At 32.5% G+C, this 13,591-nt stretch carries 16 protein-coding genes; all 16 read right to left on the bottom strand.

Going from position 1 to position 13,591, the window contains the following annotated elements; genetic code table 11:
* Positions 1-177 precede the first annotated feature (177 nt).
* The 16 genes from IRZ99_RS13175 to IRZ99_RS13100 all read right to left on the bottom strand — a co-directional run bounded on the left by IRZ99_RS13175 (position 178) and on the right by IRZ99_RS13100 (position 13,527).
* A complete protein-coding gene (locus tag IRZ99_RS13175; RefSeq protein WP_194657705.1) occupies positions 178-699 on the bottom strand; it encodes a hypothetical protein in 522 nt (173 codons plus the stop codon).
* Positions 700-715: 16 nt separating this feature from the next.
* Positions 716-1,315, bottom strand: coding sequence for a hypothetical protein (locus IRZ99_RS13170; RefSeq protein WP_194657704.1), 600 nt, complete (start codon positions 1,313-1,315; stop codon positions 716-718).
* Between the two features lie 200 nt (positions 1,316-1,515).
* Complete coding sequence (locus tag IRZ99_RS13165) at positions 1,516-2,742, bottom strand: porin family protein (RefSeq protein ID WP_194657703.1); 1,227 nt, start codon at positions 2,740-2,742, stop codon at positions 1,516-1,518.
* A gap of 174 nt (positions 2,743-2,916) precedes the next feature.
* Positions 2,917-3,414 (bottom strand): SRPBCC domain-containing protein, encoded by a 498-nt coding sequence (locus IRZ99_RS13160; RefSeq protein WP_194657702.1) that lies wholly within the window; start codon positions 3,412-3,414, stop codon positions 2,917-2,919.
* Positions 3,404-3,730 (bottom strand): helix-turn-helix transcriptional regulator, encoded by a 327-nt coding sequence (locus tag IRZ99_RS13155; protein ID WP_194657701.1) that lies wholly within the window; start codon positions 3,728-3,730, stop codon positions 3,404-3,406. The genes IRZ99_RS13160 and IRZ99_RS13155 overlap by 11 nt, the downstream gene beginning before the upstream one ends.
* A gap of 111 nt (positions 3,731-3,841) precedes the next feature.
* Positions 3,842-4,312 carry a DUF1572 domain-containing protein gene (locus IRZ99_RS13150; protein ID WP_194657700.1) on the bottom strand — a complete coding sequence of 157 codons (471 nt, stop codon included), beginning with the start codon at positions 4,310-4,312 and terminating at the stop codon, positions 3,842-3,844.
* 164 nt (positions 4,313-4,476) lie between these two features.
* Positions 4,477-5,664 (bottom strand): hypothetical protein, encoded by a 1,188-nt coding sequence (locus IRZ99_RS13145; RefSeq protein ID WP_194657699.1) that lies wholly within the window; start codon positions 5,662-5,664, stop codon positions 4,477-4,479.
* Between the two features lie 302 nt (positions 5,665-5,966).
* Positions 5,967-6,356 carry a VOC family protein gene (locus IRZ99_RS13140; protein ID WP_194657698.1) on the bottom strand — a complete coding sequence of 130 codons (390 nt, stop codon included), beginning with the start codon at positions 6,354-6,356 and terminating at the stop codon, positions 5,967-5,969.
* 172 nt (positions 6,357-6,528) lie between these two features.
* On the bottom strand, positions 6,529-6,900 hold the full coding sequence (locus IRZ99_RS13135; protein ID WP_194657697.1) for a hypothetical protein: 372 nt from the start codon (positions 6,898-6,900) through the stop codon (positions 6,529-6,531).
* Positions 6,901-6,921: 21 nt separating this feature from the next.
* Positions 6,922-7,356 (bottom strand): DUF3592 domain-containing protein, encoded by a 435-nt coding sequence (locus IRZ99_RS13130; RefSeq protein WP_194657696.1) that lies wholly within the window; start codon positions 7,354-7,356, stop codon positions 6,922-6,924.
* Positions 7,357-7,409: 53 nt separating this feature from the next.
* Entirely contained in the window at positions 7,410-7,913 is a 504-nt protein-coding gene (locus IRZ99_RS13125) for a hypothetical protein (RefSeq protein ID WP_194657695.1), read from the bottom strand.
* A 59-nt stretch (positions 7,914-7,972) separates the two neighbouring features.
* The gene (locus IRZ99_RS13120) at positions 7,973-8,422 is read right to left on the bottom strand and encodes a hypothetical protein (protein ID WP_194657694.1); all 450 of its coding nucleotides are present in this window, start codon (positions 8,420-8,422) and stop codon (positions 7,973-7,975) included.
* Positions 8,423-8,486: 64 nt separating this feature from the next.
* The gene (locus IRZ99_RS13115; RefSeq protein ID WP_228519084.1) at positions 8,487-9,386 is read right to left on the bottom strand and encodes a pentapeptide repeat-containing protein; all 900 of its coding nucleotides are present in this window, start codon (positions 9,384-9,386) and stop codon (positions 8,487-8,489) included.
* A 445-nt stretch (positions 9,387-9,831) separates the two neighbouring features.
* Positions 9,832-10,146, bottom strand: a complete 315-nt coding sequence (locus IRZ99_RS13110) for a GIY-YIG nuclease family protein (protein ID WP_194657693.1) — start codon at positions 10,144-10,146, stop codon at positions 9,832-9,834.
* 186 nt (positions 10,147-10,332) lie between these two features.
* The gene (gene lysA, locus IRZ99_RS13105) at positions 10,333-11,556 is read right to left on the bottom strand and encodes a diaminopimelate decarboxylase (protein ID WP_194657692.1); all 1,224 of its coding nucleotides are present in this window, start codon (positions 11,554-11,556) and stop codon (positions 10,333-10,335) included.
* A 516-nt stretch (positions 11,557-12,072) separates the two neighbouring features.
* Positions 12,073-13,527, bottom strand: coding sequence for a glutamate synthase subunit beta (locus IRZ99_RS13100; protein ID WP_194657691.1), 1,455 nt, complete (start codon positions 13,525-13,527; stop codon positions 12,073-12,075).
* Positions 13,528-13,591 lie beyond the last annotated feature (64 nt).

The raw sequence follows: 13,591 nt of genomic DNA, 5'->3' as shown, positions 1-13,591 counted from the left end.
ATTTTTTTAAATCTGGCAGAGCCCACAAGTTTTGAAATATAAAAGTAAGAATTTAAAAGAAATTAGTTAATTACGACGGATGCAAATCAAACATCTTTTCAACCAAATTGTCTAAAATGAAGAATGCTGTCAGTAGCAATAGAATTATGAATAACACAATTATAAAATTTCTATTTTTCATTCTTCAATCACTTTCGCCTGCAAAATTTCTTCTAAATCTTTTATACTTTTTTGACTTTCAGTTTTAAATCCAAAAGACACCATTGCAATTCCAAATAAAAGCATTGCAAAAGGAATAAATATAAAAGGGCCCGTTTCTGAATTTATTGCGTCTGCAAAAAACAAACTGTATATTCCTCCAATGCAAGCAACAGAAACACCACCTAGCCAAAGAATCATAAATGCTTTTATAAAATCAGGCAAACCCATATTTATATTTATTTTTGAGCCATTAATGTCATTTTTAATATCTCCTTTTATTATAGGCAAAAATGAATTTCGATAATTAATGGCTTTTTTAATTTCGAACCTGGCAGCATAAATTTTACCAATGTAAGGTTTTGAATATGATGTTCTGTGGGCACCAAAACCAAAAGATTTTTCAGGTTCAATTTCATTTTGAAGATGATTTATAAGTTCTTCTTTGCTTAATGTTGAATGATAAACTAATTTTTCAAATGGCAGTAGTTTTTTGATCATATGTTTTATGAATTTTTCAGGAATCAATTCCTAATGTTATTATAGTATTTCCCTTTTTGGTTTTGTAAACCTGGATTTCAGTTAAAACTAAATCAGCAATATCATGGCCCCATATACCATATTTTCCATTTGTTTCATTTCTATTATACATTGTTCTTTTTTCCATCGGAATGGTTTTTATTGTTGCTGTTTTTTCTTCTTCAGCATAAAGTTTAAAATAATGTTTGCTAATTTCAGTAAGAAGCATTTCTCTGCTAAATCCGTTTTCCGATTTCAAATCAAATTGATATCTGTTTAGAAGTGGATAATCAATAATTATGGTAATAAAATGTTCTGAAATTACAGTTTCAGTTTTATTAATAAGGCCTGGTAAATCTTTTTTTGGCTTTTCAACACTTGCCCATGGTTGAATTCCACCAGCAAAATCTTTGGCATTTGCTTTTACTTCAAATGTTATTGTTTTTTGTAAATCGCCAGCAACGGTTATTGGTGTTTCAGCAGCTTTATTTTCGCGTTCGACAAGAATTTTTTCATAATTGTCTCCTGTTTGTACTGGTTTATTTTTGCAACTAATACACACTAAAACAATGATAATGATAAATAAGTTTGATTTCATAGAGGGAATTTATGACTGTGGAGGTTTGTTGTTAGTACAATTGAAATTAAAAGCCCTAATTGAGTATAAATTCTTGCTAATTGAAATTTAAGAAGATTAAAAAATCCCGCTTAAAAAAAAACGGGATTTGTAAAAAGAATAATCGTATTAGGAATAAAATTTGCTTTAATCTTAACATAAAGAATCACTTAGGCAATTAATTAGAAAAATGAATACCCTACAATTAATGCAGTAGTTTGATAAGACGATCCCCAGTTTGGATTTTCGGCTAAAAGCCCTCTGGTTGTTTGGTATCTTAATTCTGCACTAAATTTATCCATGAATTTACAACCTATTCCAAATCCGAAGTTGGTACCAGATTTAATTTCTAATTCATTTAATGGTGAGCCATCTTTTCTAACAACACTTACTGATGAGTTTGTACTAAAATCTACTACAAATGAAGCATTTGCAAATATTTTTACTGCGTTATTTACAAAAAAGTAGCGTCTGACACCAATTGGTAATTCGATTGATGTATAATCTACTTTACCTGTTAAGGTGCCGCCTACAACATCTGAACTTTGTATAGTTTGTTCGCCTTTGTAATAATTATAAGTTGGTTCTACTATAATTGACCATCTGTTTTTGTTAAATGGTAAAATAAATTCGGCCTCAATCCCTAAGCTAAAAGCAGACTTCGCTCCATAATCAAAACTAAGTCCTTCAAAAAGTGAATTGTCTAAAGATAAAGAACTGTTATTATATCTTGGTCTAATAGTTAAATTGAATAAATCTTTCTTTTCTTTTACTTCAAAATCAACGACCTCAGAGTTATTGCATTTGTTATATTTTACAAAGAATCGCGTTAAGCTATTTTTGGTATAACTTAGTGTTTCGTATTCATTTTGTAAAATATCGTCACATTTTAAATCAATAAAAAGCTGCTCTCTAAAATAATTGTTTTTAGCAATATTGTCATCATCAGCGAGGTAGGTTTTATAAACCAGTTGTTTTATTTCCGAATTATCAATTTTGTAAAAAAAACGTCTTACAGTTCCATCATCAAATAAATATAAAGAAGCTTTTCCCTCTAAAAGAACCTGCAAGAATATTTTTTCCTGAGAAAAAACAGGGTCTTTACCCTTAGTCATATTCTGTAAATTTTTTGTTGAACGGTCTATTTTTACAATTGCTCTAATGAATTTGTTTTGTCCAGTTAAACCAAATTCTTTTATAGTTTTGACATCTGCATCGACTATTGATTGGCTATCAGTCAATTTGTATCTAAAGTTAGCAGGAGTGTTTTTCCAATCCATATTTTCAATTAAGCAATCAGTTTTGATATTGCTTTCAGTGATAATATAGCCATTTTCAAAAGTTATTTGAGAATAACTGTTAAAACCTAAGATTAGGGTTAAGGCAATAAATAAAATTTGTTTTCTCATCGAGATTAATTTGGGTTTTGTTAGTGTTTTTATTTTAGGAACCAAATATAGTTGATGATAAAATGACTGCATTACGTGAAACCGTAAAATTTTATTTTATTATCTGTTTTAATTAAGAAAGCGCAAAGTTGCTCACTTTGCGCTTTCTTTTTGGGTTAAAATTCTTTTAGCTTTTTATTTTGAAGCAAAAATAGCATCCAAACCTTCCATAGCGATTGTGAAACCTTCTTTGAAACCCATTTCGATTATTTTTTCCAAATCAGAAAGGTTTTCATGTTTAATCGCAATATCTACAATAGTTGAATCACCCTGCTCAGAGAAATTCAGATTCCAGTCAGAACGTGGAAAATCTTTGTTCAAATTACCTTCGCTATCGCTAAAAGCGTCCAGATATTTAAAGTTAGATTTTGGTGTAATCGAAGTAAAATCAGCAATAGCCCAATGTTCTTCACCCTGAGGTCCAACCATAGCATAGAGTCTTCGTCCCCCTTCTTTAAAAGCCATGCTTTTTGTTTTGGCTTTCCACGGAGCCGGGGCCCACCATTGGTCCAGTATTTCAGGCTCTGTCCAGGCTGACCAAACATTGTCAAGTGAGGCATTAAATTCGCGTTTTACATTTACCGTGCTATTTTCTTTGTCTACGGTAAAATTCATCAATAGATTAGATTTCATTTTCTTTAGATTTTAGATTCATTAATACTTGATCCAATTGACTGAAACGTGTTTCCCAGATTTCCTTAAACTGAGCTAACCATTTGTCAATTTCTTTCATTTTGTCAATTTTTAACTGGTAGTAGATTTCTCTACCCACTTTTTTTTCGTCTAGTAATTCACATTCGTTGAGAATTTTTATATGTTTAGAAACGGCTTGCCTGGTCGTGTTAAATTGCTCCGCAATAGCATTGGGTGTTAAAGCATTTGTAGCTACTAATACTAAAATAGCCCTGCGGGTCGGGTCGGCAATGGCCTGAAAAATATCTCGTTTCATTTTGATTTATGTAAATGCGCAACTAATCAGTTGCAAATATAGGCAACTTTTTGGTTGCGCAAAATGTTTTTATGAATTTTTTTTAAAATATTGTTGAAGTAGAGAAGAAGTTTATTGATCTGTTACGATTTTTTTTATCAAAACAATTTGCCCCAAATGATAATAACTATGTTCAATCATGGCTTCAATGTTTCTTTTGTAGGTTCCGTATTTTTCATCTGCAAAAGCGGCTTCCAATTTTTCATCGGGCATCTGTTCGGTCAAAACAGCAAACTCTTCGCTATCATGCCAGAATTTGTGCAAAAAAGTTTCCCATTCTTCCTGCGATTCAATAGGCGAGAAATCAAAACTATATTTGTCTTTAATATCTAGATTTCCACCTTTAAAAACAATATTTATACCGTTTATATAATAGTGAATGTGTTGTGCTAAAAGTGCAATAGTATTCAGATTTTTTATTGGAGTAATGGCAATTTTCCAATCTAAATTGGCTAACTGATCCTTGTAATTAGTATTCGCAACCCAAGTTCCATTCAGAATAATTTCTCTAAAACGATTTGCTATTTCAAGAGTATTTTTCATAAGTCAGTTCCAATTTTGTTTTGTAATTATTTGATTTTTAATATTTTGATATTACTAAAATACTGTTTTTTGGAAAATTTAGAAAAAGTATTTTTAAATTTTGCGCAAAAAAAAAAGACGCACTATTGTACGTCTTAAGATGTCGATTTTTTTAGAAATCTAAATTAACCTCTAAACCTGTTCTTGACAATAATATCCTTAAGTCTGGCCTTTAAGTCCTCACCAGTATCATAAACCATTTGTTCGTTATTCGGAAAAGGCACAGCACGTTTATTAAAATAAGTCATATAACTATCTTCACAAGCACTTTTATCGCCTTTGTAAGTAGAATAAATATTCTCAAAAATAAATTCACTAGTTATTGGGAACGTTTGTACTAAAGCATTTGTCTTGCTGTCTACATAGTCCACTTTTGCAGTTACCTGGCACGATTTAAATTGTCGAAACTCGTATATATTCGCACGAAGCGTTCTATAATTATCCACTTTTATTTCCTTGCCCAAACTATCTTTCACAGGTTTGCCTCTGCTGTCCAAAAGCGTTTTTACGCCATCTTTAACTTGTCTTTCTTTGATGAATTCTTTTTCTTTAATTTGCTCTGGCGAGATGTTTATCTGTACAAAATTCACAATCAGACTATAATCGTACTTTACATTTTTTTGTCTGACACTATGGTAAACCGTCCATTTATCATTTAATCCGTAAGTCTTAATATCCAATAAATCATCCTGAAGCTGTTTCGGAATCACCATATTGGTTTGATTTTTAGCATAAACATCTACAAAATCAGTTCCTTTAAATTGTGCATCATCCATCAGTTTTTTGGTATTCTGATATCCCGGATTAATACTTTCCAAATAAAATAGGTCATCGTATGCTTTTCTGAAATCCAGTTTGTTAGTCGATTTTAAAAGTGCTGAAGCATTTCCATATAAATATTTTGACAAGGCAATTTTGCTCTTCACAATCTGATCTGAGTAATTATCAAATGCAAAAGAAGCATTTTTCCCTTGCTTAAGTAGTGGCAAAGGCAATAAAGGCCTGATTTTTTCCTGACGATTATTCAATTGCAAATACGTGTTATAAACACGTTCCGCATTCGCCGGATTAGCCTCTTTCGTCATCAGATCCAGATCACGCAAATCCCTATCTTTCGCTTTTGCAAAAGCCTCTTCCAGCAAATACACATAATCCTGTTTTCCTTTCGAATCTTTTTTAGTTTTTAAAGCCTCTACAGCTTTATCAATTGCAGCATCATAATTTCCATCGCTAATTAAGGATTGTGTGGTTTTTACACCACAAGAAGAAAGCGTTAAAAATAATATTGAAAAGAAAACGGTAATTTTTTTCATTCTAAAGACCTGTTGATTTGAAGGCGTAAATATATTGGTTTTGAAATTGTATTACACCTTTTTTTGAATGAAAAACTTCGGATATTATATTTCCGATTTTAATTTTTAGAAGCAGAAATTTTCCTTTACATAAGAACGACCCGTCCCGCTGTTCCTTCCAATTTTTTGTGGTGAACCCCACCACAAAAAGATTTTCCCTCCCATCGGGGCTAGAGTAGAAATTTAGTATTTCACAAGAAAAATTGGCATCACTTTGCGAAGAAAAAAGTGATTTTATCAAAACACCTTGGTATGATTTTATATTATTTTGGCCAGTATAAAACATTAAATTTATGCCCGTCAGGATCCGAAAATCCAAAGAAATACCCTTTTTCAAAACTTTGAGGTTCAGCAAAAATTCTTCCACCGGCATTTTTAACCGCCAATAACCGCTGATGCACTTCATCTACACTTTCAGCAGAAAGCGAAAATATAATTTCGTTACCCTTTTGTAAATCGGCAGCTTCATCATTTACCGCCCATTTAAATCGTTCTTTTATAAAAAAGTGAATTATAAAATCATCATCTCCAAAACAAAAACTCGTCAATTCTTCGTTTGTACCATTTGGTTTAAAGCCCAATTCGCTATAAAATTTGGTAGTTCGTGCTAAGTCTTCTACTGCCAAATTAGCCCATATTTTTTTAGTTTTCATAAGATTCATTTTAAAAAATTAAAACTTAATTTCCACTATTAAATAATAGTCGTACAATAAATTTACGAATTTTAAATTAAACAGGAGCGTAGACGCACTGCTGTGCTTCTATACGGATTGTGATAGAGGACAATGTTTTACAAAAATGTTGTAGAGATGCACAGAAGTGCGTCTAAAGTACAGTGTGTATTCTAATTTTTATCTGATAAACAATTTCCCAAAATATAATCGAGAGAACGGCATTAGCCAATATCGCGGTTTTTACCTGATAAGGATCGTAATTTAAAAACAGATGTAAATTGGTAAATTTCAAAGCTAAGAATAAGGCTAAAACTGCAATAGCAAGAGAACAGATTATATTAAGTAAAACAGTCCATTTTAAAGCAAAGAAAGCATAAATAAGATTTAATAAAGCAAAACCACAGCCTAAAGTGATAAAGGGATCCGTCTTTAATTTTTCGCCCAACGTTAATAAAAGAGGCGTTGAAGAAAGGTATAAAAAGAAAAGTATAGAGTAGATTAAGATTCGGATTTGTGGTTTCATATGGAATTTTTTTAAGTTCTTTTATTTGGAATTGAATGCGATGAAATGATTATATAAATATACAAAACCTAAAATCAGAAAAAATAAACCCACAAAAAAGAAAAGATATTTTACTAAAAAATCTTTTTTCGAAAAGTAGAATTCAGTTTCAGGATTTTTAGGATCATAGTAAACAACAGTAGTCTCATTAATTTTACAAATAGAATTACTGACACCTTTTACCCGAATTTTATTGTTGAAACTGTCATTAAATTCGAAAACAGGCACGGTAACTTTTACACCATCTGAAGTTTCTTCATCACTAAAACCGACAACTTTTGCAATAGTTTTAATACCTATTTCATGAAGTTTTTTTTCTTTTTTATAAGTGTCAATTCCCAGAACCATAGCTAGAAAACCCATAATGACAAGAAAAAGATCCCAAAAAGAATCGCTGAGAAAGGAAAGGATTTCCAATTTTTGCTTTTTTTAAAATTGTACTAATTGTCTATAGTTTTTAACCATTGACTTTACTTTTCAAATCTCCATTTTTCTAAAACCAATGATATAATTACATCATTCCAGGTTTCATAGTTTACTAAATTTGGAAGTATTGGAATTATATTTGTTGAAAGCCATTTGTCATGTCCAACAATATACATCATTGCATTGTAATTCAATTTCCTGTCAAACGGATTTGTTACTTTCAACATCATTCCCTCAGATTTATTATCCTTGACATTCTGTACAAACTCAATTTGTATCGTTTTTTTGGGATCTACGATTTTTTCTACAACTTTCATTGCGAAGATCGTATCATTTTTAATTTCAACCTGAACATTAATTTTTTCGGTCGGATAAATTTGTAAAATATTTCCTTTTACAAAATATTTAGATTTATCAACATTCATTTGATAAAATTGCTCGTTATCAACTAAAAGTTTAAAGGTAAATGGTTCTCTTTCTCTGACTTCATTTTGTGAGTAAGAAAAACTTGTCGCAAATAGTAAGACTAGATATAATAATTTTTTCATATTTTTTTTGTTTTTCTGAAAGCACAAGCCAAAAGTTAATTCCAAATTGATTTTATTACTTACTGCAAAATCGCATCAATTTTAGCCTCAGATTTTTCTTTAATTGTGCTATCCGGATGAAAACTCCAAATGATCAGGAATTTCCCTTTTGCAAGATATTCTTCCGGATGCTCGTCTGTTGGCTGACCGTCTTTTCCCCATAACAATCCTTGCAGAAACTTATCACCTTTAAATCTGTTTTCAAATTCAATGTACATGATAGAACCGCTATCAGCTTTACTCTTAAAACTTTGAATTTCTTTGCTTTTTACAACACCAATAATATTGCTGTAAGTAGTAATATCAGTATAAAAATTGCAAGCCTGATTCGTCACACAAATCTGACCGTCGCTTAAGAAATAGCTTTTTGGAATTTCTTTGGGTTTTAGTTTTAAATCAGCAATAGTCTGGCTGAATAGAGTAGTAGTAAGTAAAAGAAATAATACCGACAGGGGAATCGTAATTTTCATTGGTTTTTGGTTTTTGATTGGCTAAGTTAAAATAGTTTTTTATTTCTTCTATATTTTGATGGCTCTATGTTAATAAAGTTAGTCCTGTCAGGTTCGCTTTTCCGTTTTTAAGGAATTCATAAGTTATTCGGTCAGCAGTACAGTCAATAAATTGAATGCCTTTTAACTTACCTTTAAAAAAAGTATTGATAAGGGTTGCATTCTTAAAAGTCACTTTTGAAAAAGAGCAGTTATCAAAAGAGCATTCTTCTATTGTACCATTAAAAACCACATTAGAAATACTGGATAATTTAAACGACGACAGGTTCCAAACCGCATTCTCCAGGATACAACTTTTAAAATCGGATGTCTTTAATTCAATTCCTGAAAAATTCGCCTTTGAAAAATTACAGTTTTTAATTTCACTCGACGAAAATTCCGTATCTATGAGTAAACATGCAACAAACTGATTGTTTTGTACGTTAGAAGTCTGAATTTTACTATTTCTCAAATCTGAATTAGAAAAATCGCAACCTACAATATTGTTGGATTTAAGTATTAAGTTCGACAAGTCGGAACCAATAAATTTACAGTTCTTCATATTTGAAGTACTAAATTTATCTTTAAGGTTATTGAGCCCCGAAAAGTCAGCGTCAACCCAGTTTCCTGATGACATATTCCAGCTTAAACCTGAATTAATCTTAACTTTTATTGTTGAAATTTCTTCAGCTTGTTTCTGGGTTGTTTCAAATTGGTTTTCAGAAACATTAGATTTGAATGTTTCCGAAAAATAATTTAGGTCTACACCCAGAATTTCTGCAAGTCGGTTTAATGTAGAAATATCTGGCATTGACTCGCCTCTTTCCCATTTCCCAACTGCTTGAGGACTAATTGATACTTGTTGCGCAAGGTCTGCTTGTGAAAGGTTAACTTTCTTTCTGGCTGTAGCAATTTTATTGCCTACTGATTTTGAATTTAGCATCATAATTATATTTTTTATTTGATACTGCAAAGCTATAGTGCCCCATAGCTTGTTCGCAAATAAAGTTAGCTACCATTAGTTGTTATTACGCTACTTAAAGTTGTTATTGGCAACCTGTGGTAGTTTTTAGTGTCAGGTTGAGGTTTTGCCAAGCTAAAATAAGTTTTTATTTTAAATGTTGTGGTGAATTTTTAGTAGCAGAAGTTTTCATTTTCAAAAGAACGATCCGTCCCGCTGTCCGCTAAATCTTTTTCTGGCTAAAGAAGCCAAAAAAAGGATATCGCTCCCATCGGGGCTAGATTAGAAGTTTATTTTTTCAGAAGTGTAGGCAGATCTTATTATTCTAAAGTGCAGTTTTGAGTATCAATTATCCACAATCTTGTCATTTCGACGAAGGAGAAATCCTCGCAAGAAACTCTACAAAGAGTAGAAATTTTGTACGGTAAAATCACGAAAATAAATCATTTAAAAAATCCAGATTCGGGTTGATAGTCTTTATCAATTCGATCTTCTTTCCCCTGCGCCAGTCTTTTATTTCTTTTTCACGAGCAATTGCTTCCTGAACCCAGGTAAATTTTTCGTAGTATAGTAAGTATGTAGCGTGATACTTTGATGCGAAAGTTTTGTTTCCAGTTGTGTTGTTTTCTTTATGTTGGCTTAAACGAATCTTTAAATTATTCGTAACTCCAGTGTAGAAAACGGTTTTATGTTTGTTTGCTATTATGTAGATGTAGTAAGTGTGATAGCCTTCGTGTAATTGCATTTTTATTTTTTGGCTAAAGTTAAATTTTTTTTAAGATTTTTCTTTCTTTTTTTGTTCTGAATTTGATATGCTTTGTAGAGCTTCTTGCGAGGATTTCTCCTTCGTCGAAATGACAAGATTGCGCAAAAAAAAAATCCCATCTCAATTAAGAAACGGGATTCAATAGATATTCTCTTTTTTTTTATTTTAAACTGTTGCAGCAATTTCTTGTGGCAACGGAATTTGATTTTTAAGCAAATCTTCAAAAGTTTCGTGTTGACGAATTAAGATTCCTTTTCCGTCTTTCCATAAAACTTCAGCTGGTTTGTATCTTGAATTGTAGTTCGAAGACATTGAGAAACAGTAAGCTCCGGCGTTTCTGAAAGCTAGAATATCACCTTCTGTAATTTCCGAAATTTTGCGGTTGTTGGCAAAAGTATCGGTTTCGCAAATGTATCCTACAACAGAGTAAAAACGTTCTTTTCCTTTTGGATTTGATATGTTTTCAATATGGTGTGAAGATCCGTACAACATTGGACGAATTAAGTGGTTGAAACCACTATCAACTCCAGCAAAAACGGTTGAAGTTGTTTGTTTTACTACGTTTACTTTTACCAAGAAATGACCGGCTTCGCTCACCAAAAATTTTCCTGGTTCGAAAATCAACGTTAAATCTCTGCCATATTCTGCACAGAAAGCATTGAATCTTTTTGATAATTTTTTACCTAATTCTTCAATATCTGTTTCGATATCGTCTTTTTTGTAAGGTACTTTAAATCCGCTTCCGAAATCTAGAAATTCTAGATCTTTAAAGTGTTTAGCGGTATCAAACAAGATTTCAGCTGCGTACAAGAATACTTCGATATCTAAAATATCAGATCCTGTGTGCATGTGAATTCCAACAATACTCATTTTTGTATTCTCAACAATTCGCAAAATGTGCGGTATCTGATGTACCGAGATTCCGAATTTACTATCGATATGTCCCACAGAAATATTAGCATTTCCACCCGCCATTACGTGCGGATTGATACGGATACATACCGGAATTTGAGGATATTTTGTCCCGAATTGCTCCAGGATAGATAAGTTATCAATATTGATTTGAACACCCATTGCGGCAACTTCTTCGATTTCTTCTAAAGAAACTCCATTTGGCGTAAAGAAAATTTTGTCAGGATCATAGCCAGCATGAAGTCCTAATAAAACTTCCTGAATTGATACAGTATCTAAGCCAGACCCCATGTTCTTTAATAACTGAAGAATCGCAACGTTAGACAATGCCTTCATGGCGTAATTAACTCTTAAGTTTTCTACCTTAGAGAAAGCTTTAGTTAACCTATTGTACTGTGATTGGATTTTTTCGGCATCATAAACATATAATGGACTTCCAAATTGGTCTGCTAACTGCAGTAAATCTTTTGCTTGCATTTTTATAAACTATTTTGGGCAAAGTTATTACACTTTTGAGTAACGACAAATTTTTTGCAGAAAAATAACAAATTGTAACAAATTGTTTGTTTTTGAACAAAAAGTGCTTTATTTCGAATTTTTATAAATTCTTTTAAGGTTCTGAGGAGCTAAGATTCTAAGGTACTAAGTTTTTGCCACAGATTAAAGGATTAGAGCAGATTTTTTTGCCACTAAGTACACGAATTTTTGCGAATTTTATTTTCAATTTCCGTAAAATGCATAAAACATAACCCGTGGTTGAAACCACGGGTTATGTTTTGAAATAGAAAACAGCCAGAAAAGAAATTAGAATAACTCGTGTACTTCGTGGCGAAAAAAATAATCTGTGGCAAAAAAACAAAACCCCTGAATGTTAATTCAAGGGTTTGTTAGTAGTTATGTTGTTTATGGTAATAAAGACTTTTTAGTTTTAATCTTTAAGTTCTTAAGATGTAGGGTAGAAAGAAATCTTAGTACCTCGGAACCTTAAAAAAATTACAAGCTCGGTAAATCTCCGTTTCCTTTGGTTGGCAAGTTAGTAGAGCCCATTAAGAACAAATCTACTTCTCTTGCTGCTTCGCGACCTTCTGAAATAGCCCATACAATTAACGATTGTCCTCTTCTCATATCACCAGCAGTGAAAATGTGAGGAACATTCGTTTGATAATTTTTTGCTTTATAGTTGCTTCTCATGTCAACTTCAAGACCTAATTGCTCGCTTAAAGTTTTCTCAGGACCTGTAAATCCTAAAGCCAATAAAGCTAAATCGCACGGCCAGATTTTTTCTGAACCTTCTTTTTCGATTAATTCAGGACGTTGACCCGGAGTCATTTTCCATTGTACTTCAACTGTTTTTAATCCAACTAATTCTCCTTTTTCGTTCGCCAGGAATTCTTTAGTATTGATTAACCAGTTTCTGTCGCAGCCTTCTTCGTGAGAAGATGACGTTTTCAACTGTAAAGGCCAGAAAGGCCATGGTGTTGTTTCACTTCTTCCAACTGGAGGTTTTGGTAAAATCTCAAAGTTAGTTACTGATTTTGCACCGTGTCTGTTTGATGTTCCGATACAATCTGAACCTGTATCTCCACCACCAATTACAATTACGTCTTTTCCAGTTGCCATAACCTGGTCTGGAATTGACTCTCCGTATAAAACTTTAGTTTGTTGTGTCAAGAAATCCATTGCCTGAACAACGCCTTTGCTTTCGATTCCTTTCGTTGGCAAACTTCTTCTTTCTGTTGCTCCACCGCATAATACGATAGAATCAAAAGAATTTAGTTCTTCAACGCTAAAGTTAACCCCAACATTTACGTTGGTTTTGAAAGTGATTCCTTCTGCTTCAAGTATTGCTACACGTCTGTCGATGATTCCTTTTTCTAATTTGAAATTCGGAATTCCGTAACGTAATAAACCTCCAATAGCATTGTCTCTTTCAAAAACAGTTACAGTGTGACCCGCTCTGTTTAATTGTTGAGCTGCTGCTAAACCTGCAGGACCAGAACCAATAACGGCAACCGTTTTTCCAGTTCTTGTTTTTGGTGCTTGTGGTTTGATCCATCCTTCAGCAAAACCTCTTTCGATGATATTTTTCTCGATGTTTTCGATAGCAACCGGTTCTTTGATGATTCCTAATACACATGATTTCTCACATGGAGCAGGGCATAAGCGACCTGTAAATTCAGGAAAGTTGTTAGTAGATTGTAAAATCTCTAAAGCACCTTGCCATTCTTCCTGATGCACCATGTCGTTGAAGTCAGGAATTAAATTTCCTAACGGACAAGCACTGTGGCAAAAAGGAATACCACAATCCATACATCTTGAACCTTGTTCTTTTTTCTTTTCTTCAGATAACGGAATAGTAAATTCGTTGTAGTTCGAAACACGTTCTGCAACTGCTACATTACTTTCGTCGGCTCTGTTATATTCTTTAAATCCGCCTATTTTACCCATGACATTTTTAATTAAAATTAAATGATGTGTTTAAATTCCAATTTTAAAAATTCCAAATTTCAAT

The sequence above is a fragment of the Flavobacterium sp. LC2016-12 genome, assembly GCF_015351595.1.
Taxonomy (GTDB): Bacteria; Bacteroidota; Bacteroidia; order Flavobacteriales; family Flavobacteriaceae; genus Flavobacterium.
Note: the sequence above shows the minus strand (reverse complement) of the source record. Positions and strands in the feature narration are given on the sequence as shown.

Coding starts and splice junctions, on each gene's coding strand:
- IRZ99_RS13175 (WP_194657705.1), bottom strand. CDS start 699: ATGATCAAAAAACTACTGCCATTTGAAAAATTAGTTTATCATTCAACA.
- IRZ99_RS13170 (WP_194657704.1), bottom strand. CDS start 1,315: ATGAAATCAAACTTATTTATCATTATCATTGTTTTAGTGTGTATTAGT.
- IRZ99_RS13165 (WP_194657703.1), bottom strand. CDS start 2,742: ATGAGAAAACAAATTTTATTTATTGCCTTAACCCTAATCTTAGGTTTT.
- IRZ99_RS13160 (WP_194657702.1), bottom strand. CDS start 3,414: ATGAAATCTAATCTATTGATGAATTTTACCGTAGACAAAGAAAATAGC.
- IRZ99_RS13155 (WP_194657701.1), bottom strand. CDS start 3,730: ATGAAACGAGATATTTTTCAGGCCATTGCCGACCCGACCCGCAGGGCT.
- IRZ99_RS13150 (WP_194657700.1), bottom strand. CDS start 4,312: ATGAAAAATACTCTTGAAATAGCAAATCGTTTTAGAGAAATTATTCTG.
- IRZ99_RS13145 (WP_194657699.1), bottom strand. CDS start 5,664: ATGAAAAAAATTACCGTTTTCTTTTCAATATTATTTTTAACGCTTTCT.
- IRZ99_RS13140 (WP_194657698.1), bottom strand. CDS start 6,356: ATGAAAACTAAAAAAATATGGGCTAATTTGGCAGTAGAAGACTTAGCA.
- IRZ99_RS13135 (WP_194657697.1), bottom strand. CDS start 6,900: ATGAAACCACAAATCCGAATCTTAATCTACTCTATACTTTTCTTTTTA.
- IRZ99_RS13125 (WP_194657695.1), bottom strand. CDS start 7,913: ATGAAAAAATTATTATATCTAGTCTTACTATTTGCGACAAGTTTTTCT.
- IRZ99_RS13120 (WP_194657694.1), bottom strand. CDS start 8,422: ATGAAAATTACGATTCCCCTGTCGGTATTATTTCTTTTACTTACTACT.
- IRZ99_RS13115 (WP_228519084.1), bottom strand. CDS start 9,386: ATGATGCTAAATTCAAAATCAGTAGGCAATAAAATTGCTACAGCCAGA.
- IRZ99_RS13110 (WP_194657693.1), bottom strand. CDS start 10,146: ATGCAATTACACGAAGGCTATCACACTTACTACATCTACATAATAGCA.
- lysA (WP_194657692.1), bottom strand. CDS start 11,556: ATGCAAGCAAAAGATTTACTGCAGTTAGCAGACCAATTTGGAAGTCCA.
- IRZ99_RS13100 (WP_194657691.1), bottom strand. CDS start 13,527: ATGGGTAAAATAGGCGGATTTAAAGAATATAACAGAGCCGACGAAAGT.